This window comes from Undibacterium sp. Tian12W, assembly GCF_049339405.1.
Classification (GTDB): Bacteria; Pseudomonadota; Gammaproteobacteria; order Burkholderiales; family Burkholderiaceae_D; genus Undibacterium.
Window position 1 is genome coordinate 1 of sequence record NZ_JBMPPK010000038.1, and the last position, 19,507, is coordinate 19,507.

General features: G+C 50.7%; 21 protein-coding genes. 14 read left to right on the forward strand and 7 right to left on the reverse strand.

All coding sequences use genetic code 11. The features are described from left to right. The first annotated feature begins 396 nt into the window (after nucleotides 1-396). Nucleotides 397-1,308, forward strand: coding sequence for a LysR family transcriptional regulator (locus ACO0LI_RS29285; RefSeq protein ID WP_422949126.1), 912 nt, complete (start codon nucleotides 397-399; stop codon nucleotides 1,306-1,308). A gap of 12 nt (nucleotides 1,309-1,320) precedes the next feature. Then, entirely contained in the window at nucleotides 1,321-1,755 is a 435-nt protein-coding gene (locus tag ACO0LI_RS29290; protein WP_423037313.1) for a cupin domain-containing protein, read from the forward strand. A gap of 41 nt (nucleotides 1,756-1,796) precedes the next feature. On the opposite strand, the gene ACO0LI_RS29295 is transcribed toward ACO0LI_RS29290, so the two are convergent. Next, nucleotides 1,797-2,438 carry an ABC transporter ATP-binding protein gene (locus tag ACO0LI_RS29295; RefSeq protein ID WP_423037315.1) on the reverse strand — a complete coding sequence of 214 codons (642 nt, stop codon included), beginning with the start codon at nucleotides 2,436-2,438 and terminating at the stop codon, nucleotides 1,797-1,799. Between the two features lie 222 nt (nucleotides 2,439-2,660). On the opposite strand from ACO0LI_RS29295, the gene ACO0LI_RS29300 reads away from it, so the two are divergent. Continuing rightward, nucleotides 2,661-3,191, forward strand: a complete 531-nt coding sequence (locus ACO0LI_RS29300; RefSeq protein ID WP_423037317.1) for an SH3 domain-containing protein — start codon at nucleotides 2,661-2,663, stop codon at nucleotides 3,189-3,191. 100 nt (nucleotides 3,192-3,291) lie between these two features. On the opposite strand, the gene ACO0LI_RS29305 is transcribed toward ACO0LI_RS29300, so the two are convergent. Continuing rightward, nucleotides 3,292-5,319 carry a hypothetical protein gene (locus tag ACO0LI_RS29305; protein ID WP_423037319.1) on the reverse strand — a complete coding sequence of 676 codons (2,028 nt, stop codon included), beginning with the start codon at nucleotides 5,317-5,319 and terminating at the stop codon, nucleotides 3,292-3,294. Between the two features lie 399 nt (nucleotides 5,320-5,718). Between ACO0LI_RS29305 and ACO0LI_RS29310 the strand changes: the two genes are divergently transcribed. The 3 genes from ACO0LI_RS29310 to ACO0LI_RS29320 all read left to right on the forward strand — a co-directional run bounded on the left by ACO0LI_RS29310 (nucleotide 5,719) and on the right by ACO0LI_RS29320 (nucleotide 7,608). After that, the gene (locus tag ACO0LI_RS29310) at nucleotides 5,719-6,021 is read left to right on the forward strand and encodes a hypothetical protein (protein WP_422974580.1); all 303 of its coding nucleotides are present in this window, start codon (nucleotides 5,719-5,721) and stop codon (nucleotides 6,019-6,021) included. A 79-nt stretch (nucleotides 6,022-6,100) separates the two neighbouring features. After that, a complete protein-coding gene (locus ACO0LI_RS29315; RefSeq protein ID WP_423037321.1) occupies nucleotides 6,101-6,679 on the forward strand; it encodes a hypothetical protein in 579 nt (192 codons plus the stop codon). Next, nucleotides 6,673-7,608 (forward strand): DKNYY domain-containing protein, encoded by a 936-nt coding sequence (locus ACO0LI_RS29320; protein ID WP_423037323.1) that lies wholly within the window; start codon nucleotides 6,673-6,675, stop codon nucleotides 7,606-7,608. The genes ACO0LI_RS29315 and ACO0LI_RS29320 overlap by 7 nt, the downstream gene beginning before the upstream one ends. Nucleotides 7,609-7,639: 31 nt before the next feature. Here ACO0LI_RS29320 and ACO0LI_RS29325 read toward each other — a convergent pair whose 3' ends face one another. Next, the gene (locus tag ACO0LI_RS29325) at nucleotides 7,640-8,158 is read right to left on the reverse strand and encodes a globin domain-containing protein (protein WP_423037325.1); all 519 of its coding nucleotides are present in this window, start codon (nucleotides 8,156-8,158) and stop codon (nucleotides 7,640-7,642) included. A gap of 42 nt (nucleotides 8,159-8,200) precedes the next feature. Between ACO0LI_RS29325 and ACO0LI_RS29330 the strand changes: the two genes are divergently transcribed. The 6 genes from ACO0LI_RS29330 to ACO0LI_RS29355 all read left to right on the forward strand — a co-directional run bounded on the left by ACO0LI_RS29330 (nucleotide 8,201) and on the right by ACO0LI_RS29355 (nucleotide 13,210). Continuing rightward, the gene (locus tag ACO0LI_RS29330) at nucleotides 8,201-8,350 is read left to right on the forward strand and encodes a hypothetical protein (protein ID WP_423037327.1); all 150 of its coding nucleotides are present in this window, start codon (nucleotides 8,201-8,203) and stop codon (nucleotides 8,348-8,350) included. Nucleotides 8,351-8,457: 107 nt separating this feature from the next. Then, nucleotides 8,458-9,822, forward strand: a complete 1,365-nt coding sequence (locus tag ACO0LI_RS29335; protein ID WP_423037329.1) for a PLP-dependent aminotransferase family protein — start codon at nucleotides 8,458-8,460, stop codon at nucleotides 9,820-9,822. A 531-nt stretch (nucleotides 9,823-10,353) separates the two neighbouring features. Beyond that, nucleotides 10,354-10,926 carry a GGDEF domain-containing protein gene (locus ACO0LI_RS29340; protein ID WP_423037331.1) on the forward strand — a complete coding sequence of 191 codons (573 nt, stop codon included), beginning with the start codon at nucleotides 10,354-10,356 and terminating at the stop codon, nucleotides 10,924-10,926. A 61-nt stretch (nucleotides 10,927-10,987) separates the two neighbouring features. Next, a complete protein-coding gene (locus ACO0LI_RS29345) occupies nucleotides 10,988-11,407 on the forward strand; it encodes a globin family protein (RefSeq protein ID WP_422949137.1) in 420 nt (139 codons plus the stop codon). A 40-nt stretch (nucleotides 11,408-11,447) separates the two neighbouring features. After that, the gene (locus tag ACO0LI_RS29350; protein WP_423037333.1) at nucleotides 11,448-12,608 is read left to right on the forward strand and encodes a sensor histidine kinase; all 1,161 of its coding nucleotides are present in this window, start codon (nucleotides 11,448-11,450) and stop codon (nucleotides 12,606-12,608) included. Then, entirely contained in the window at nucleotides 12,605-13,210 is a 606-nt protein-coding gene (locus ACO0LI_RS29355) for a response regulator transcription factor (protein WP_423037335.1), read from the forward strand. Before ACO0LI_RS29350 ends, ACO0LI_RS29355 begins: the two co-directional genes overlap by 4 nt. A 25-nt stretch (nucleotides 13,211-13,235) precedes the next feature. Here the strand turns inward: ACO0LI_RS29355 and ACO0LI_RS29360 are convergent, their stop codons facing one another. Further along, nucleotides 13,236-13,859 carry a hypothetical protein gene (locus ACO0LI_RS29360; RefSeq protein WP_423037337.1) on the reverse strand — a complete coding sequence of 208 codons (624 nt, stop codon included), beginning with the start codon at nucleotides 13,857-13,859 and terminating at the stop codon, nucleotides 13,236-13,238. A 51-nt stretch (nucleotides 13,860-13,910) separates the two neighbouring features. Continuing rightward, complete coding sequence (locus ACO0LI_RS29365) at nucleotides 13,911-14,042, reverse strand: hypothetical protein (protein WP_423037339.1); 132 nt, start codon at nucleotides 14,040-14,042, stop codon at nucleotides 13,911-13,913. Between the two features lie 68 nt (nucleotides 14,043-14,110). On the opposite strand from ACO0LI_RS29365, the gene ACO0LI_RS29370 reads away from it, so the two are divergent. Both ACO0LI_RS29370 and map read left to right on the forward strand, forming a co-directional pair. Then, nucleotides 14,111-14,326 (forward strand): ParD-like family protein, encoded by a 216-nt coding sequence (locus tag ACO0LI_RS29370; RefSeq protein ID WP_422949141.1) that lies wholly within the window; start codon nucleotides 14,111-14,113, stop codon nucleotides 14,324-14,326. Next, complete coding sequence (gene map / locus ACO0LI_RS29375) at nucleotides 14,323-15,090, forward strand: type I methionyl aminopeptidase (RefSeq protein WP_423037341.1); 768 nt, start codon at nucleotides 14,323-14,325, stop codon at nucleotides 15,088-15,090. Before ACO0LI_RS29370 ends, map begins: the two co-directional genes overlap by 4 nt. 122 nt (nucleotides 15,091-15,212) lie before the next feature. On the opposite strand, the gene ACO0LI_RS29380 is transcribed toward map, so the two are convergent. Both ACO0LI_RS29380 and ACO0LI_RS29385 read right to left on the reverse strand, forming a co-directional pair. Beyond that, nucleotides 15,213-17,426: an OsmC domain/YcaO domain-containing protein gene (locus tag ACO0LI_RS29380; protein ID WP_423037343.1), complete on the reverse strand. Its 2,214-nt coding sequence runs from the start codon at nucleotides 17,424-17,426 to the stop codon at nucleotides 15,213-15,215. Between the two features lie 394 nt (nucleotides 17,427-17,820). Beyond that, entirely contained in the window at nucleotides 17,821-19,485 is a 1,665-nt protein-coding gene (locus tag ACO0LI_RS29385; RefSeq protein ID WP_423037345.1) for a hypothetical protein, read from the reverse strand. Between the last annotated feature and the right edge of the window lie 22 nt (nucleotides 19,486-19,507).

A 19,507-nucleotide genomic window follows, 5' to 3' on the forward strand; every position in this document is an offset into this window, starting at 1 on the left:
ATAATGGGGCTCTATCAGTTTGCATAGCATAGCCCATGGCACGACCTGATTCATCTCTGATAGAAACACTGCTCGCTTCGTCGTCTTGGCATAGCGTTCAAAGCCACCTTCGGCAAATGTTGTCTGTTTCATGGCATTCGGGATTCAATGAGGATAGGCTTATATTAACGTTTCTAAATCATTGCTCGGGGACTTAATCAGAGATTCCTTAATGCTTAATAATAAACCAAGACCTGCTAAAAATTTGGCATGCATGATATTTCCTTTCATTGCTAGCTCACTAAGTTGTAAAGCGAAATTCGCCTGAACACTACTGTGCTACCATTCCAATTAATTGAAAATAGACTTAATAATCAAAGCATCTATTCCACTTTGGAAAAGATAAGGTATTTACGCATGATAGAACTGGCCGATATGAAGCTGTTTGTCCAGGCTGTGCTGAGTGGCAGCCTGTCTGCTGCGGGCCGTGAACTCGGCTTTTCACCAGCCGTAGGCAGCAAGCGCATGAGCAGGCTGGAAGCTGCGCTGGGCACACGCCTGCTACAACGCAGTTCACGTCACCTGAGCCTGACCGAAGAAGGGGCGATGTATTTCGAGCGCTGCCAGGCCATCTTGCTGGATGTTGCCAATGCAGAAGCTGAACTGGGACAAGGCCAGGCAGAACCGCGTGGCATGCTGCGGGTGTCTTCGCCAGTCGCTCTGGGGCGACACTACATAGGCCCGGCACTGGCGAAATTTGCAGGCCAGTATCCCGGCCTGCAGGTGCAACTGTCGCTCAGCGACCAGCTCATTGATCTCGTCGCATCCGGTTACGATTGCGCCATCAGGATAGGGGCCAATACCGACTCACGCCTGCTTGCGCGCACACTGGCAGATAACAGGCGCATCGTTTGCGCTGCCCCGGCCTATCTCGCCAGGCATGGAAAACCCATTAAACCTGCCGACTTGTTGCAGCACAGCTGCATACTCATGCAGCCATCGGCAGCCATGCACGCAGACTGGCATTTTCATTCCAGCACATCTGGCGAAGAACAAACAATCAGGGTACGCGGCAACTGGCTGACCGATAATGGCGAACAGGCCCATGACTGGGCATGTGCGGGTCTTGGTCTGGTCAGGCGTTCTTGCTGGGACATGGCAGCGGCCCTTAAAAGCGGCCAGTTGCTTGAAGTTTTACCGGAGTGGGCAGATATCAGCGCACCGATACAAGTCATGTATCCATCGCGCCACTACCTGCCGCTACGCACTCGCCTGTTCATCGACTTGCTGGTAGCAGAATTTGCCAGCGCAGGAAATCAAAACACATAGCCAGAGGTATCAATGAAAATAGCGCTCACCTTATTTTGCTGCGTGCTGGTGGCAAACAGCAATACATGCATGGCCGCAGCAGCGGATACTGCACCCGTCATGAGCATTATCAATGAAGAAGAAGTCAAACGCGATGAACCACCGCCCCACGGCGCGATAGGTATGTCCACAGCTTACCGCATCAGTGATGCAGCACCTGCACCGCGCAGTATGGAATTCAGGAAACGCATCCTGCACCCCGGCGCAGAAATAGGTTTGCACCCTATTGCCCATGACGAAGTTTATTATGTGCTTTCCGGTACAGGCCGCGTGACCTCAGATGGCAAGACGGCCACCCTGAAAGCGGGCATGGCCGCATACTTGTACAAGGGTGCAGTAGTGGGTATAAAACAAACGGGGACAGAAGCTCTGAGCATTATTGTGAGCTACCCGAATGCAATGCACTGAATTCGCCTACTTAGCTCGATCACCCAACTCAGTCACCTAACTCAGTCTCCTAAATCTATCACGCCAGACAAGGCCAGGCCTTGCGGCCTCACATACATTGCCAGCACCCAGGCCCTGGCTGCGTCCCCGGCAAACTGATTCAGCATGGCCGTGATAAATTCTATCGATGACTTGTCCAGTGCAGCAAAAGGATCATCCAACAAACTGATGGTCGCACCGGCAGCAAAAGCTGCCGCCAGCCAGACCTTGCGCTTGCTGCCTGTCGATAACATGAACATCTGCTTGTTGATATGCGGTGTCAAACCAAGACCTTCTATGGCTTGCTTCAATATGACGTCGTCAAAACCAGGATATGCCTTGCGCACGGTAGCGAAGTAATCAGGTACTGGCATCTGATCATAAACATCCGTACGTGGATCTACCCAGAATACCTGGTTGCGGTATACCTCAGGCTGCGCAGACAAGGCCACATCCCCTATCTGCAATTGCCCGCTTTGTGCAGTTAATTCACCTGCCAGTAATTGCAGCAAACTGGTCTTGCCGCGGCCATCACCACCGAGCACCAGCGTAATACCTGCGGGTATGTCATACGACCAGTTTGTGAACAAAGAGTGGCCGGGATATTGAAAAGTCAGATCAGTGGCTTGCAGGACAGTTTTTTTCTGGATCGTGGAGGTAGTCATTGCGCAGGCATTTATTTGGGGGGATGACGCATAGTATAAGCTGTCATCAAGAAAAAACACTGGCATAGCTGCGATTACCTAGCGTTTCACTCTTTGAAGAGCCAGAACTCAATTCAACTGTCTTATCTGCTGCAATTCCTGTCTGGCCGTGGTTAAAGCATGCTAGACTTTTCGCGCTGGTTTTCCATCCACTTAATACCTTTACACCCAATTGCGGTGACTATGAATACGCCACTCTCTCTATCTAAAACTAGCGCCTGCTGTTTTTGCAGCTTACTGCTCCTGAGCAGCGCGCTGTACAGCAATGTGGCGCATGCCGAGCCTGAAGTGACCGCATGCAAGCTCAAAGTTTTTTCCATTGATCCTGACACCAAAGGCAGCAATATCCGCAACGGCCCGGGTTCTGAACACAAGGTGATAGCCACTATCAAAGACAGTGATTCACAAATGGAAATCACAGGCTCTGCCGGAAAATGGCTGCGGGTTCGCCAGGTCAGCGGCGTGGGCGGCGAAGTATATTTCAAAGGAGAAGGCTGGGTATACGCACCCCTGACTGGCATCAATGCAAAAGCAAGTGTCAGCCTGCGTGCCAGCCCGATGGCACAGAGCGCAATGACAGGAAAAATCCCTGCAGAGGCAGGCGCATCAGTACAAAGCTGCAATGGTGAATGGCTGGAGATACAATATAAAAACACGAAAGCATGGATGCCGCCTGGTTCATATTGCGGCAATCCTGTGACGACCTGTTCATAGAACAAGCAAAAGATAAAAGCCCGCTGCTTGCATTAATCGTCATGCAAGCAGCGGGCTTTTTTACATCTGCAATATCGACGATGACTGAATCATCGCTTCATCAAAATTCAAACGCACCAATGTCTATCATGCCATCCTGCTTGCGCAAGATTACCGCACCTGGTTGTGCCACTGGCAGTAAGTTGGACGTAAGATTACCCAATCCATTGCCCGCATTGATCAGGGGTGAACCAAGAGCTGGCCGATAATCATGCTGTGCCACGTTCGCCAATACCGGATTATTATTGCCACCCAGATTGCTGCTCCAGCCATTCACGACTGCACCTGTCAGATGCCCCTCCCAATACTGCGCGGCGTTTGGTGAGACCCAGTTATTCGTCATATTGACGGTACCCTTGCCCAGTGCCATGGCCTGCACTTTTCCTGGTGCACCGGGTGTCACTGGCAATGCGTAGAACAGATTATTCCTGACGTCAGCAACCGCATTGGGCATACCCAGATTAAACATCAGTGTCTCGGGATAAATACCATGGGTAGCGTCACCCCTTACCACCATCGTATTATTGTAGAAGAACAGGGTGCCCTGACGGTAGTTTGCTGTCAGGCCACTGTCACCACCATAATTGACGAGGTTGGTGTTATTACTGCCTGGCGTCACTTCAAACAAATTGCCATAGACATAGGTCGATGCATAGTTTGGTTCACCATAGATAAGTGCATTGCCACCGGTAGAATCCATCAGATGCAGTTGCAGACCACAGCTGGATGCAAAAGTGTTGTAGCGGACAATCAGGCCAGATGAACGGTCTTTCAAACAATCGCCAAAAGCACCAGGGCGCACATCACCAAAGTAGTTATACTGGAAAATAATATCGCGTGCTTCAGTATAGCTATTGTGTTCGGAGTAACCGTTAGTCACATTGGCAATAGGTGCATTGCCGTTGTTGTAGAAGGTATTAGCTTCGATCAGCACATCTTGCGACAACTCCACCAGAGTACCGTTTTTGGAATTGATGAACAGGCCGTTACCGCAATTGTGCATGACATTATTTTTCACCACCAGATGTGCTGCGGCTTCGACAAACAGGCAAGTGCCGAAAGACGCATAGCTGTCTGTTTTCTTGCCCTGTGCATCAGAAAAGGAATTGCCATACACAGAGTTACGTATATCGAGATTTTCGATGCCGATATAGCCCACTGGCCCATTATTGTAGTTGTAGCCAGCCTGTGGCCCCACCATGACCAGGCCCAGTTTATACAGCGCACGCGTGGTACTGGCATTGTCATGATATTGCAGGGTGCGGGCAGCCTGGCCTGGCAGTGTCTCCAGTTGTGTTGCCAGCTTGCCCTGAGCATCTGGCGCACCATCAATGATGGGCCGCGCACCAGTCACAGGATCAGGTACACCGATCACACGCATGAATTTATTCGGTGCCGTTGGCGTCAGATTGGTACCCGCTGAAATCAAGATCATTTCATGGTAAGGCAGATTGTTTGGCTTGGCATAAATCCTGACCGTGTCACAGCCTTTCAATAAACTCCAGGGCAACTGGCCCAATGCGGTATAGGCCTTGCCCACGCCGACATCATAATAGTTGATGACAGCACAGCCGGACTGGTCTGCATTCATCGTCGGCGTGGTCGCCCTGGTGATAGTCGATGAACCAGAAACCGGCGGGATGCTGGTGCTGGCCGCCGTAATGACAAATACCCGTGAACGGGTATAAGTTACACCCGCTACCGTCGCGCTGGCCGTAATGGTGGCGGTGCCTGAAGGTGCACTGGCGGGCACTGCCAGCAAATAATTACCTAATGCATTAGCGACAGCAACTTTGCTGACGCTAATCAGTGCAGGATTACTGCTACTGACAGTGATCGCCACCGACGCATCTGTCGTGCCGGCTTCGGTAATAAATTCTATGAGTGCATACTCCATCGAACCCGCATTACGTGCATTGCTGGCTTCAAAACCCACGGTCTTGGATGAAAAACCTATGCGAGCCGGGCTGGTGGCTGCATTTGCTGTCTGTACAGACAATGAGATGACGCTTACTGAAGTGATAGCCAGGCAACAGCCAAAAGCCAATGCACTGGACAGTTTTAGAAGTAACTTTTGATGCAGTTTCATACTATTTCTCCTGACGAAGCGACATGAACATATGAAAAATGCACCCTGCCGCAATAAAATGAAGATACAAATTTCAAATCTGGCAAGCATCATCACAAGCCTGGATGTGTAAAGTAAGTGTCGCCCGTCAGTTTTTTATATGACATTAAGCATATTGAGTTCTGGCCCGGTCTGTGAAAGACTGTATCTGGCAAGCGCAGTTGCCCTGAGAATGTTGTCTTGCAGATTCGCTCAAGAAATATACGAAAGAAAACATTATTTTTACCTTGTGTTTCTCCTGTAATTCCCTTGTATCTATTCACTAGACCAAGGCTTGTATCTATCGCTAACCAACGGCAAGGTGCAAACTTGCCAGGCTTTAATTCAAACCATATCAAGCAACCAAGAAAGAGACATATCATGATCAAACTGACCCGTCTGAAACTGACACACCTGCTGCAGGCACTGGTCATCACGTCCGTCGTTGCCACGGGTAGTGCTGGCGCTGCTGATCCGGGTTCTGCGAGTGAAAAAGACCCGCTGCGTGCCACGCTGCTGGAAAGCAAGGAGAAAAACAAGGGTGTTACCGTGCATGCCAGTGGCACCAATGTCGCCATGGTCGTTACTGCGCTGGATGAGAAATACGTCATAGGACGCAACCAGCAAGCCAGCCGCATCGTCATCCGCCTCGACCGTATCGACGGCGTTTCTGCAGCATTTTGATTCCTTTTGCCATGATCAGGCATCGTTAATCCACACTTCATCGACACAGAATCCACACTTAAGCATCAGGGAGAAAACGATGTCTGACTTGGCATTTTGGATAATATGTCTCGCTGTCCTGGGCCTGGCCTATGGCTGGCGATACAAGTCAAATACGCGACAAGAGCCGCGCAGGTATGCGGAACAAGCCATGCTGCACATACGTATCGACAGGGACAGCGTGCACGCAGGTGACGACACCGTGTCGCATGCAGAAAATATTGCCGTTCCTGCCAACACCAGCCTGGCTGGCTTGCTCGAACAAATACGCATGGCGAGATTTTTGCCCTCTATCAGCGGTGACAAGGCGACCTGGGTCATAGAATCCTCAGGAAGCCAGATCAAGGCGATAGGTGTGCTGGCCCAGCAGTGGCAGGAACCCCGCGTCATGATAGATGCGTCGGTAGGGGTTGCGCAGCACTTTGCAGGGCAGCAACCAAACCTGTTCTTTCGCTACTGCTGCCAGATCGATCCTGATACTGTGTACACGCAATTGCAGGTTTCACCTGCCAATGAAAACACACTTGCCCAGACTCTTGACTTCATTGGCTTGAGCAGTCTGTCAAGGTACTCAAATTATCTGCGTAGTTTACTGAACCCGGATTCAGGCAGATGTTAAGGCAGCTCAAAAAATATCCACCCTGGGTCATCCTCATGGGCATCGTCTCTTTCCTGTTCGGTTGCGGTAATGAATCTGCCTATTACAAAAAGAAGGGCAAATGGCATTACGACGGCGTGGTCATTGACAGCCAGCATGAGCCCGTCAACTTCACGCCCATAGACGATTATTTTGCCAAAGATACGCGTTATGCCTATTACCGTGGCACACCTATTTTTAACGGCAACGATGCCAGCGACAGTGTCAGTTTCCAGGTCCTGAGTAAATACTATGCCAAGGACAAGTCCATGGTATTTTTTTGCGACACCGAGCGTGACAGCAAAGAATACTGGAGCATCAAACGCACGGTCATCAAAAAGATACGGGATGCCGACCCTGCCAGCTTTCGCATGATGAGCGATGGCTATCTGGCCAGGGATAAATCACATCTGTTCAGGCAAGACAAGATCGTGCCGGTGCAAGATATTGACAGCTTTGTGCTACTGGATCATTTTTTTGCCAAAGATAAATTACGCGGCTATTATCGCGAAAATGAAATTGCAGGCAGTGACGGGCTTAGCTTTGCCCCCATAGACGCCCACTATGCCAGGGACCGTACAAAAATTTATTACGTCGATGGCTACACCGTCAACGGCAGTATCAAAGGCGTCAGCTACGATAACTTCAAAACAATAGAACAAGGCTATGCTATTGATGGCATCAAGGTCTATTACCGTGGCGATGTCATCAGCAAAGACGATGCTGCCTCATTGCAGTATCTGGCGATGGGATATGCAAAAACTTCACGCCAGGTTTTCTATTATGGAAAATTGATCAAAGGGGCAGATGCTGCCAGTTTTGCCATGCTTGAACGCTTTGATGGCAAGATCGATGCGACAGATAAAAACGCGCAATACAATGCAGGCGAACGTATCAAGGCAGGCTCATAAAGACAGCTGATCATGCGGCAATAGCTCTCAATTAATTTTTTGCAGCGCTGGCCATACCATGCTGCATGATGGTCGCCATATTATCGAAAAATCCTTCCCAGGCAGCACGGTGCGCAGCTGTAAACCCGGCACCGCCGCGGGTCGCCAAAGTATCAATCAAGATATTGCGCATCACACCAAAATAAGCTTGCTGTACCTGGTAATGATGATGCCGCACGCCAGATGCACGCAATAACAACAACAGATGTTCAGGCTGACGTACCAGCGCCACGGTTTCTTCCAGCGTGTGAGTCAGGCGACCCTGTTGCTCTGTCATGTCACCGGCAAATAATTCAATCACCGCAGGCGCTGCAGCAAACAGATGACGGTAAAAATCAACCGCCAGATCACCAGGGGCAGCAATGGCCGCCGCCCAGCCCGACGTGATCAGCCCGGCGACATCGTCTTGAATGGTCATCAACCATTGCTCAGCCGCTGCGAGCTGGGCTTTATTAGGTGCGCGGGAAGAAGGGCCTGATTTTGCCGTTTTTTCTGCTGGGGCTTTAGTCATTATGAGATTCTGGCACTTAGGGATAACAATCTGAGGACTTGTATGAACTTGAAAGCGGATTTGTTGCTTAGTATATCCCTTATCCTCACTGACATAGAAGAAATCAGCACCCCGGCACAGGCATATACATACTTCAGTATGCACGGCCAGAACTACGATTTGATACGCAAGCCCATACCGGATATGTTATAAGTATCGCAGGCAATATTGCAGCAAGATTTCATCAGACTCCATTGCCGCCCTTCCCTTAGTACATCAGCGTGCAGCCTGGTTAATTCTTGCAAAATTGAGGATTTTTTGTGACAAAGAACAAGTATCAAATATTGGCAGATGAACTGGCTGATGCGATATTGAGCAAAAAATTGGCGACCAATGCGCGCCTGCCTTCAGTACGTGAACTCATGCAGCAGCATCAGCTCAGTCTTGCCACTGTGACTAATGCTTTGCACACCCTGGAAGAAAAAGGCCTGGTTGAACCCCGTGGCAAAGCTGGCTATTTTGTTAAACCGCCAGCGAAGCAAGAAGCCGTGGCGCCTGCTGCACATACTCAGGCAGATTTGCAAAACATGTCTGCCAATGTGCTCAAATGGGGTCCGGCAGAAGACCTGTTCCCTGAACAACGCTGGCAAAGCCTGCTGGGCAGCGTGATACGCCGCCATCCCTTTTTATCTACCCGCCATGCCCAGGCCTATGGTCACCCGCGCCTGCGTGCTGAGCTGGCCAAACGCAGTGCAGAAAACGGCTGCTTCCTCAAGGAAGATGAATTGATCGTAACCCAGGGCGCGACAGAAGCCCTGCTGCTGGCCTTGCGTGCAACCAGCGAGGCTGGCAGCAAGGTATTGGTGCAGGCCCCTGTCAGCGTCCTGTACAGCCGCCTGCTGGAAACCTTCACCCTGACACCGGTGACTGTGCACAGCAGCGTGGATGCACCAGAATTTCTGGCTGAGGTACAGGCCATACTGGAAGGTGAAGATCCACCCAAGGTTTTTTTACTGGTCGCCAATTACCATTTTCCCACTGGTGCACTGATGCCCTTGCCAGTGAAACGCAATCTCTTGAGGCTGGCAGAAAAACATGGCGTCACCATCATAGAAGATGATGTCTATGGCGACCTGCAGCATGACGGTGCACGGCCACTGACACTGAAATCCTTTGATCTCAAAGGCAATGTCATCTACGTCAACTCTTGCTCCAAAACCCTGGCACCCGGTTTGCGCATAGGCTGGCTGGCCGCTGGTAGCTGGCGTGAACGCATAGAGTATTTGAAAAGCGCATCGGCCAGCAGTGTCAATGAATTATCACAACTCGTGCTGGCAGAATTTCTGGCACAGGGCAGCCATGTGCCACACTTGCGCAAATACCGCCAGCAATTAAAAACACGCACAGGTGAATATTTATCCATACTGCGGCTGGTGTTGGGCAATACCGTCAAACTCGCTGATATGCCAGGTGGTTATAGTTACTGGTTGCCCCTCCCGGGCAAAATCAGCGCAGAAGAAATACAGACACAAATCCGCGCCAACTGGCCCTTGCTGGAAGAAGCCGATACACCACAGATTGCACTGGTCTCGAATGGCGTGTGCGTGAATACGTCGATACCGCTGACTGACCCTCTGCGCCAGTCATTGACTGCATTCTGTTTTTATTTGCGTGGTTTCTATTAGCGCTTTTCCATAAGATGACGCACAAAAAAAACGGGGAAATCCCCGTTTTTTTATTTTGTATCTACCGACAAAAGCAGTGCTTGTATCTATCTGCAAAATCCCCTCTCCAACATACTTCGTCCCATGCTAAAGCATGATCAGACTCTACTGAACAATCCTTGAGCACGCCGTACTTTCTGAAAATTTCTTGTATTCATGCGGAAAGCACAGCCTTGTATCTAACAATGCATCTGCCCTTCGCCAATACTAGTGAACTGTAACAGTGAAAATCGGAGTGCCTGCCATGTGCGCGACGATCATGGCTGCGTTGCAAATACTCGCGATAGCCCCGCTATCGCTGTGTTTTGCATCTTGCCCTGATGCGCCGGGCACATGTCCTTCACTCTCGATTTCACTGTTACAGTCCACTAGCCAGGTCATCATTCATCGCTTATGAAAAGAAATTGTATGCAAGCTACGCAAAGACTTATTTATAAAAAACATACGCCACATGTCAACTGTGCAGCGCCCGTTTGCAATGGCAAAGAATATATGCGCCCCGCTAAAGATGACAGCAAGAATACCGCTGCACTCATGGAAGAAATATCGCGCCTGAAACGCTTTATTTCTGATCTGGAAATTGAAAATCGCACCGACATACTGACAGGCCTGTTGAACCGCCGTGGTTTTATCGCTGAGTTAAATACGGCATGGGACAGATGGGTACGTTATGCAGTACCAACCACGCTGATCGTGCTGGACATGAATCGCTTTAAACAGATCAATGACAATTATGGACATGAGGCTGGCGACAAGGCATTGAAACTGGTTGCTGTTTATCTGCAAAACAATTTGCGATCCACCGACATACTGGGGCGACTTGGTGGTGATGAGTTCGCCGTGATTTTGCCGCATACCAATGCCCAGGAAACGCAAACCATCATCAATAAATTATTGCAGGCCACACCTGTTTTACAAATGAATTTTTCACAGGAACAGGTAGCCATTCCTTTGGAATTTGCGCTTGGTTTTGCTGAATTGAATACATCCCAGGGCCCACCCAAGGCCTGGCTGCAAGCTGCTGACTTGCAGATGTACCAAAGCAAGGCTGCCACGGCAGACTAGACTAACTTTCAGCAAATCCACTTTCAGTAAATCCAATAATCATTTCAACCGGAGTTTAAAAATGAATCAACACACCGTCACGCTTGTACAAGACTCATGGAAACAAGTCGCCACCATCGCCCCACAAGCAGCCGCCCTGTTTTATCAAAACCTGTTTGCCGCAGACCCCTCACTCAAACCCATGTTCCGTGGTGACATGACAGAGCAGGGTAGAAAACTCATGCAGATGATAGGTGCAGCGGTGGGCAAGCTCAATGACCTGGATAATCTGGTGCCAGTACTGCAGGGCCTGGCTGTGCGCCATGACGGTTACGGCGTCAAGGAATCACATTATCAGACAGTTGGTGCTGCACTGCTTAAAACATTGGGGCAAGGCCTGGGTGATCGCTTCACCAGCGAAACCAGGGATGCGTGGGCCACCGTATATGGTGTGATGGCCAATGTCATGATCACAGCCTCACGCGCGACGGTAGCGGCCTGAGCCATGTATTTTTTGCGTGTGCTTTAAAAGGAATGCCAAAGTGAACTTAGCGTTTAAAAAGACCGGCGACTTTAGCACTGCATCTGCAGTGCCTTTGCCTGAAACAAAGAATGCGATGCGCGATGCAAATGTCAGAACTGAAAAAGCTAAAACATCGTCCTTTTTCTGGCTGCTCTTGCCTGCCTTCTTTTTATTGAAATACACTGGCACTATCCCGCAAACAGCCGAACTGCTGATGGTCATCGCGACACTGGCTGGCTTCATCATCTTGTTTGAATACAGCTTGCAGGCAAATGGCAATCGCATGCTGGCCTGCATCATCGCTGCCACCATGACAGGTATTTTGTGGGCACCTTACAATGCCGGTGCTGCCGCATTTGTCATGGTCGGTGTTGGCATGTGCCAGCGCCTGGAGAATACCCGTGCTGCCTGCACTGGTCTGTCGATAGTGTGTGCAATTTTATTGATGGCAAATGCCGCCCTGGAGTTACCGTTTGATTTTCTCTTGCCAGCGCTGCTGTTTTGCATCCCGGTTGGCCTGGTCAGTATCTTGCTCGACAAGCATAGCCGCACAGACGATCAATTACTCTTGAAGCATGAAGAGATCGCCAATAAGGCCCGTGTCGCCGAACGTGAAAGAATTTCCCGCGATATTCATGATGTGCTTGGCCATACCTTGTCAGTCATCGTCTTGAAAGCTGACCTGGCGCGCAAACTGATCAACACTGATTCAGGTGCCTGTTCCCACGAATTAATAGACATAGAACACAGTGCGCGTAACATCTTGAGAGAAGTGCGTACAACAGTGCGCAACTGTCGCACCAGCAGTTTGAACGCAGAATTAAATGCAGCAAAAACAGCCTTGCAGGCAGCCGGTGTCAACATGACGGCCCTGATTGAACAATGCAGCATCCCGCCATCACTGGAAAATGTCATCGCCCTTGCTTTGCGCGAAGCCGTCACCAATATTATCCGTCACGCCGGGGCAAGCAAATGCAAGATCACGCTGTCGTCAGATGCAAAGAATATCAGGTTCACTATCGCAGATGACGGCACCGTCCAAGCCAACGGGGCAATCAGAAAAGGCTGTGGCCTGAGCGGCATGACAGAACGCATACACGCCTTGAAGGGCAGCATCAATATCCATCAGGCAAATGGCCTGAGCATAGTAATTTCACTACCTGTCAAAGGTGCGGCATGATACGCATAGTGATTGCTGAAGACCATGCGCTGGTATCGGGTGCGCTGGCCGCCCTGCTGCGCTTTGAGCCTGACATGCAAGTCATCTCGCTGGCAAGCAATGGCCAGCAAGCGCTGGAAGTCTGTCAGCAAGAGTACCCGGATATTTTGTTGACGGATATAGAAATGCCCGTCATGACAGGGCTGGAGCTGGCCGCCAGCATTGCAGAGCAAAGCCTGCCCTGCAAAGTCATCATGCTGACCACCTTCGCCCGCGCTGGCTACCTTCGCCGTGCCACCGCCAGCGGTGTGCGCGGCTACATGCTCAAAGATTCACCTTCAGACAGCTTGGCAGCAGCGATACGTACCGTACAGGCCGGTGGCCGCGTGATTGCGCCTGAACTCGCCATGGAAGGCTGGAACGGCCCGCACGACCCCTTGTCAGAACGTGAGCGCCAGGTACTGCGCCTGGCAGGCTCAGGCGCAGGCAATGCCGACATCGCCAGGCAAATTCATCTGTCCGAAGGCACAGTACGCAATTACCTGTCAGACGCCATCGGCAAACTGCACGTCAGGAACCGTGGCGAAGCGTACAGGATAGCCAGTGATGCAGGCTGGCTTTAATAATTTGCCATAACGAACTGCCAGGCTATTTAAACGGTGCAGTACTATCACCCGCAAGCAGCATCTGCGGCACCTGCGTGAAAGCAGTAAACACACCCGTGCCACTTGGCCTGTCGAGCACAAACACCATGTCGTAACGTGATCCAGGCCACGGCTGTGTCGGCAAATTCGAGAAGTTGGCCGTGCCTGTCTTTTTGAGCAATTCGTTCAACACCGAGTCCTGCCCCGGACCCTGCCAGATGTCCTCATGCTGCCAGGAGATGAGCACCGTACCCAATTGCGCCAGCACGCTGGCGACCATGCCATCGCTATGTTTATAGTGATCTTTGTCGAAAGAAGTATTCGGCGTCAGGTTCAACTTCGCAGCCAGTGCAGAGATAGTCTGATACGGTCTCTGGCTGGGCTCCTTGCCAGCAACAATCGCGGGATTGGATGCGTAAATGAAATCGGGCACAGCCAGTTCTGCATTCTGGAACTGACCATAGCTGGGGTTGAACAAACTGGCAATACCACCTGCCCTTTCCCATCCCAGCGTAATCAAGGACTCATTATCGCTGGCCCCCAGCAAATTGACGCCACCATAAACATTTGCGCCATAAGTGCCAGGCTTTTCTGCATGGCGGATGATCATGATCTTGGTCGGTCCCATATTCTCTTCCTTTTTTTGATGGATGCAGGAGGTAACAGAATTCTCGTCAACTCATTGCCAGTCAAACTTGTCAGTAAAACACCAGAACTGGCTATGCCAGACTATATAGGCAAGTGCCTTTGTTGACCAGAGTGCAATGACAAAATCACGCGGCAGCACATCCCTGGCAAGATTTACACTCAAAAAGCTGCTTGCATCCTTGCATGTGAAGCATATACAATTCATATACGTTTCATATATAAAGGTGCCACATGGGCATAGTCAACATCGACGACGATCTGCACGACCAGATACGCAAGGCAAGCGCGGTAGCTTGTCGCTCCATCAATGCGCAAGCCGCCTTCTGGATCAAGATAGGCATGTTGTGCGAAATGAATCCTACCCTGAGTTTTAACGAAATCGTCGTGCGCGAGTTACGTGCCGCCGGGGTGGATGAGGCACAGTCTTTCCGGGCGGCAGTGGCATGACCAAGCGTCCAGAAGAAATCGCCCTGATGGCAGAATCTGGCAAATTGCTGGCCAGCGTATTTGCCCACCTCGACACCCTGAACCTGGTTGGCATGTCCACCATGCAGGTGAATGACCTCGTCGATAGCTATATCGTCAATGAACTCAGGGCGCGCCCGGCCAGCAAGGGGCAATACGGTTATGCCTATGCGCTGAACTCTTCGCGCAACAATGCGGTTTGCCACGGCGTGCCGTCCCCGGCAGAAATTTTGCAGGATGGGGATATCGTCAACTTCGACATCACCCTGGAAAAAAATGGCTACATCGCCGACTCCAGCAAAACCTATCTCGTCGGCGCAGTATCACCATCAGCCAAACGGCTCGTGCAAGTGACCTATGAAGCCATGTGGAAAGGCATCAAAGCCGTGCGCCCCGGTGCCAGGCTGGGCGACATAGGACATGCCATAGAACGGCACGCCAAGCGCAGCGGTTACTCCGTCGTCAGGGAATATTGCGGCCACGGCATAGGCCAGGAAATGCATGAACCGCCACAGGTACTGCACTGGGGCAAACCCAACACTGGCATGTTGTTAAAAGAAGGCATGGTCTTCACCATAGAACCCATGATCAACCAGGGCCACCACGCAGTACGCACAGAAGATGACGGCTGGACTGTCGTCACCATGGACGGCAAATTATCCGCCCAGTTCGAGCATACGGTCGCCGTCACAAAAAGCGGTGTGCAGGTATTAACCTTGCGGCCTGGGGAAAGAGCATTGACCTGACGTTCGTCGCTAGCTAGACGAGTGGATATGAGGGTGGATAGACGAGTGGATATGCAATTGGATATGCACCAGCCTGGTCTGCAATGAACATCATCATTGCAGACCAGTCATACATGAGCAGCTTACTTCGATGCAGCAAACTTGCTGCGCGCCGCATGCAGTTTCTTGTAACTGTCGATCAGGCGCGCATGCCTGTCCAGCCCTTCCAGTTTCATGCTGGTTGGTGTCAAGCCATAGAAGCGCACGCTGCCATCGACTGAACCCAATACCGCATCCATACGTTCGTTGCCAAACATACGGCGGAAGTTGACGACATAATCATCCAGTTCCAGATCGTCATCCAGCGTCACTTCCAGCACCACATTCAGGGCCTGATAAAACAAGCCGCGATCAACGGTATTGTCGTTGTATTGCAAGAAGGTTTCGACCAGCTCTTTTGCTTCTTCAAAGTCCTGCAAGGCGAGATTGATCAGCAGCTTCAATTCAACCACAGTAAGCTGGCCCCAGATCGTGTTCTCGTCAAACTCTATGCCTATCAGGGTAGCGATATCGCTGTACTCGTCCAGCTCATTATTCTCCAGACGCTCCAGCAAGTCTTCCAGTTGCTCATCGTCCAGCGTATGCAGATTCAGGATATCAGTGCGGAACAACAGGGCCTTGTTGGTGTTATCCCAGATCAAATCTTCAACCGGATAAACTTCAGAATAACCGGGCACCAGGATGCGGCAGGCAGTTGCGCCCAAGTGGTCATACACAGCCATGTAGGCTTCTTTGCCCATCTCTTTGAGTATGCCAAACAAGGTCGCGGCTTCATCGGCGTTTGCACTTTCGCCTTCAGCAGAAAAATCCCATTCAACAAATTCGTAATCAGCCTTGGCACTAAAGAAGCGCCATGACACCACACCGCTGGAATCGATGAAGTGCTCAACAAAATTATTTGGTTCAGTCACCGCATTGCTGACAAAGGTAGGCTGAGGCAAATCATTGAGGCCTTCAAAACTGCGGCCTTGCAGCAACTCTGTCAGGCTACGTTCCAGCGCCACTTCCAGACTGGGGTGCGCACCAAAGGACGCAAACACACCACCTGTGCGCGGGTTCATCAGAGTCACGCACATGACAGGGTATTGTCCACCCAGCGATGCATCCTTCACCAGTACAGGGAAGCCCTGTTCTTCGAGACCCTGTATGCCAGCCACAATGCCAGGATATTTCGCCAGCACTTCTTGCGGTACATCGGGCAAGGCCATCTCACCTTCGAGAATTTCACGCTTGACGGCACGTTCAAAAATCTCGGACAGACATTGCACCTGCGCTTCAGCCAGCGTATTACCGGCACTCATGCCATTGCTGGCGTACAGGTTTTCGATAAGGTTGGAAGGGAAATAAACGACCTCACCATCTGACTGCCGCACATAAGGCAGCGAGCAGATACCACGCTCTGCATTGCCAGAATTGGTATCGATCAAGTGCGAGCCGCGCAGCTCACCCTCAGGGTCATAAATCTCCCGACTATACTCATCCAGTATCTCTTTAGGCAGCGCATCTCTCTTGCCAGGCTTGAACCAGCGCTCTTCCGGGTAATGCACGAAGGCCGCGTTGGCGATGTCTTCACCCCAGAACGAACCCGCATAAAAATGGTTGCAACTCAGGCGCTCGATATACTCGCCCAGGGCCGATGCCAGCGCGCTCTCTTTGGTCGCGCCCTTGCCATTGGTAAAACACATGGGCGAATGCGCATCGCGTATATGCAGCGACCACACATGAGGAATAATATTGCGCCACGAAGCAATCTCTATCTTGATACCCAAGCCCGCCAGCAAGCCAGACATATTCGCAATGGTCTGCTCCAGCGGCAAATCCTTGCCCAGAATGTAGGTAGATACAGAGGTAGCCGCATCCGCAGAAGGGTTCAAAGTCAACAAGGCCTGCGCATCCGCATCCAGGTTCTCGACCTCTTCAATCACAAACTCCGGCCCGGCCTGCACCACTTTTTTAACTGTGCAACGGTCGATCGAACGCAAGATACCTTCACGGTCTTTGGCAGAAATATCCGCAGGCAATTCCACCTGTATCTTGAAAATCTGCGCATAACGGTTTTCAGGATCGACAATATTATTCTGCGACAGCCGTATATTTTCAGTAGGGATATTGCGGGTATTGCAATACAGCTTCACAAAATAAGCCGCACACAAGGCCGACGAAGCCAGAAAGTAATCAAAAGGACCAGGCGCAGAACCATCCCCCTTATAACGGATAGGCTGATCAGCCACCACCGTAAAATCATCGAACTTGGCTTCAAGACGAAGCTTATCGAGAAAGTTAACCTTAATTTCCATGGGGCAGTTCCAGAAGAGTGTTCAAAATCGTGTGGTCGCTATTATCCGTCTTTTCTTGGATTTGCAGCAAAGCTTGTTGAGCAGACTAATAATTAGCACTGAAATTTGACACGGCATAGCGCTACTTTTATCTGTGGTTAAAATGGATGGATTAGGGAAACAAGCTGAAGTTAGCCAGTCGGTGCAGACTGATTGCCGGAATCAATACTCCTGCACATCAGGCACCCACAGCGTTGACCTGAACACTTCCCAAAAACAAAACACCCCGCATAATGTTGCTGTGCGGGGTGTTTTGGCGTTTGGCAAGGGATGCGTCGTTAGTCTTACACAGTAACAGGATGATATTTAACAATCACTGCTAGTAATATGACTATTCAACACAAACTCGGCAGGTTTAACGCACCTTTAAGGACAGGTTTTTCACCTGCACCTTAGCCTTATAAGATCCCCACACTTCGTAACCCATAAAAAAGCTCGCCAGCGTGAAATTCGACTTTGTGTAGGACGTGCCGAATTTTCCATTATAGGCAGTGATCGCTTTAGCGGCGATATCTTGCACGTCGACAGAAAAATCGACCCATTGTCCTAATTGCAAAATCGGCAGGCCAGGGGCAAAATAGGTGGCGTCTTTGGCGAGAGGATCATTGCCTATCCAACCCACAGTCCGCGGGATTGCCTTGCTTCCGTCTTCTGAGTAAAAAGTTGGAACCAATACATAAATTTGGGAATTATCCGATTTGTTTCGCAATACCACGTTGAGATAGAAAATCTCATGGTTGGAAAAATAGCTGCCTGCTCCCCACGTGCCTGAAGTGCAGTTACCTTGGGCATCGTTATAGGTCGAGGGAGATTTTTCGCTACTGGCAAGTTTTATCGAAGCGCCGAGTGTCATTGTGCCAAATCGTGTCATGTCCAAGGGCGCTGAAGGCATTTCAGGATTTTGAATGTCCTGTTGCATCAGCAAGTGTGGCCAATTCCAGGCACTGCCTCCATATTGCGGCTTATTTCCACTGCTATCCGGCAGGCTCAGGTTACATCCCTGACGCCATTCTTTAGAAGTATCAATAGTGAAATCAATGCTACGTTCCTGGTCTATGGCGGTTCCACCGGGGTTCATGGCAATTACTTTGGATGCATCAGCAGAGCGATAGACCAAGGGCTGTCCAGGGACTTTAGGGGCTGCATTAGCAGGGTTTTTACAGAAATAAGTGAGTTCCGCAATTTCTACAAAGCCCCAGGGTGCTCCGCTGGTTAACTTTCCTGCAGCGGCCCAGTTCGACTTGCATAGGGCTGTTTCGGCAGCGGGAAGTGTAGCGATATACGGGCTCACGCCAGCATCCGCCAAGGGGTCGCGGATCAAGTTGATCTCGGGGAAGCGCAGATAGCCAGAATTTGGAATCACCAAATTGGATGCGCCCGAGGAATCAAAGGGATTAATACCATGCATCCAAACACTTTTCCCTGCATACCTGATTGCATCATACGCGCTTAGCGGGATGGAAAATCGATAATTGCTGCCCGAGGCCGAGCATGCTGCCGCGATGCCAGCTTCACTGGCAATAGAGGCGCTGAAACGACCCATGCTGGTACCCGTGCCAAAGGGACCACCTGCATAGAGATCGACCTGTATCGATGCATCATAGGCTGACACACATGCCCACCCGCTCACCAGTGCGGAACCATCGGTCTGTTTGCTGACAACATCGATGTATCCGCGAATATCATGCTGCACCACAGGGAGCGTCGGCAAGGACACATTACCTGAATTGCCGATCACGGTATTCATGACACCGTCCTGGCCATTCCAGGGATTGATGCCATGAATAAAAATTGTTTTACCTGCCTGCGCCTTTGCCGTGCTGTTGTTGACCAAGATATTGAATCGATAGGCAGCACCCGTTGATTGGCAGGCCGCCGCCACGCCTGGTTCACTGGATTGACTGGCCTGGAAACGACCGTACGGGAAGCCCGTTCCATAAGGACCACCAAAATAGAGATCAACGTCAATGGAACCGGTATAGTTTTTAGCACAAGCCCAACCTGACACGGTATAGCTCATCCTGTCAGGGTTTAAACTGACC

What these genes read in the sequence shown, in the direction of transcription:
- ACO0LI_RS29285 (WP_422949126.1), top strand. Translation starts at nt 397, where the DNA reads ATGATAGAACTGGCCGATATGAAGCTGTTTGTCCAGGCTGTGCTGAGT.
- ACO0LI_RS29290 (WP_423037313.1), top strand. Translation starts at nt 1,321, where the DNA reads ATGAAAATAGCGCTCACCTTATTTTGCTGCGTGCTGGTGGCAAACAGC.
- ACO0LI_RS29295 (WP_423037315.1), bottom strand. Translation starts at nt 2,438, where the DNA reads ATGACTACCTCCACGATCCAGAAAAAAACTGTCCTGCAAGCCACTGAT.
- ACO0LI_RS29300 (WP_423037317.1), top strand. Translation starts at nt 2,661, where the DNA reads ATGAATACGCCACTCTCTCTATCTAAAACTAGCGCCTGCTGTTTTTGC.
- ACO0LI_RS29305 (WP_423037319.1), bottom strand. Translation starts at nt 5,319, where the DNA reads ATGAAACTGCATCAAAAGTTACTTCTAAAACTGTCCAGTGCATTGGCT.
- ACO0LI_RS29310 (WP_422974580.1), top strand. Translation starts at nt 5,719, where the DNA reads ATGATCAAACTGACCCGTCTGAAACTGACACACCTGCTGCAGGCACTG.
- ACO0LI_RS29315 (WP_423037321.1), top strand. Translation starts at nt 6,101, where the DNA reads ATGTCTGACTTGGCATTTTGGATAATATGTCTCGCTGTCCTGGGCCTG.
- ACO0LI_RS29320 (WP_423037323.1), top strand. Translation starts at nt 6,673, where the DNA reads ATGTTAAGGCAGCTCAAAAAATATCCACCCTGGGTCATCCTCATGGGC.
- ACO0LI_RS29325 (WP_423037325.1), bottom strand. Translation starts at nt 8,158, where the DNA reads ATGACTAAAGCCCCAGCAGAAAAAACGGCAAAATCAGGCCCTTCTTCC.
- ACO0LI_RS29330 (WP_423037327.1), top strand. Translation starts at nt 8,201, where the DNA reads ATGAACTTGAAAGCGGATTTGTTGCTTAGTATATCCCTTATCCTCACT.
- ACO0LI_RS29340 (WP_423037331.1), top strand. Translation starts at nt 10,354, where the DNA reads ATGCGCCCCGCTAAAGATGACAGCAAGAATACCGCTGCACTCATGGAA.
- ACO0LI_RS29345 (WP_422949137.1), top strand. Translation starts at nt 10,988, where the DNA reads ATGAATCAACACACCGTCACGCTTGTACAAGACTCATGGAAACAAGTC.
- ACO0LI_RS29355 (WP_423037335.1), top strand. Translation starts at nt 12,605, where the DNA reads ATGATACGCATAGTGATTGCTGAAGACCATGCGCTGGTATCGGGTGCG.
- ACO0LI_RS29360 (WP_423037337.1), bottom strand. Translation starts at nt 13,859, where the DNA reads ATGGGACCGACCAAGATCATGATCATCCGCCATGCAGAAAAGCCTGGC.
- ACO0LI_RS29370 (WP_422949141.1), top strand. Translation starts at nt 14,111, where the DNA reads ATGGGCATAGTCAACATCGACGACGATCTGCACGACCAGATACGCAAG.
- map (WP_423037341.1), top strand. Translation starts at nt 14,323, where the DNA reads ATGACCAAGCGTCCAGAAGAAATCGCCCTGATGGCAGAATCTGGCAAA.
- ACO0LI_RS29380 (WP_423037343.1), bottom strand. Translation starts at nt 17,426, where the DNA reads ATGGAAATTAAGGTTAACTTTCTCGATAAGCTTCGTCTTGAAGCCAAG.
- ACO0LI_RS29385 (WP_423037345.1), bottom strand. Translation starts at nt 19,485, where the DNA reads ATGAGCTATACCGTGTCAGGTTGGGCTTGTGCTAAAAACTATACCGGT.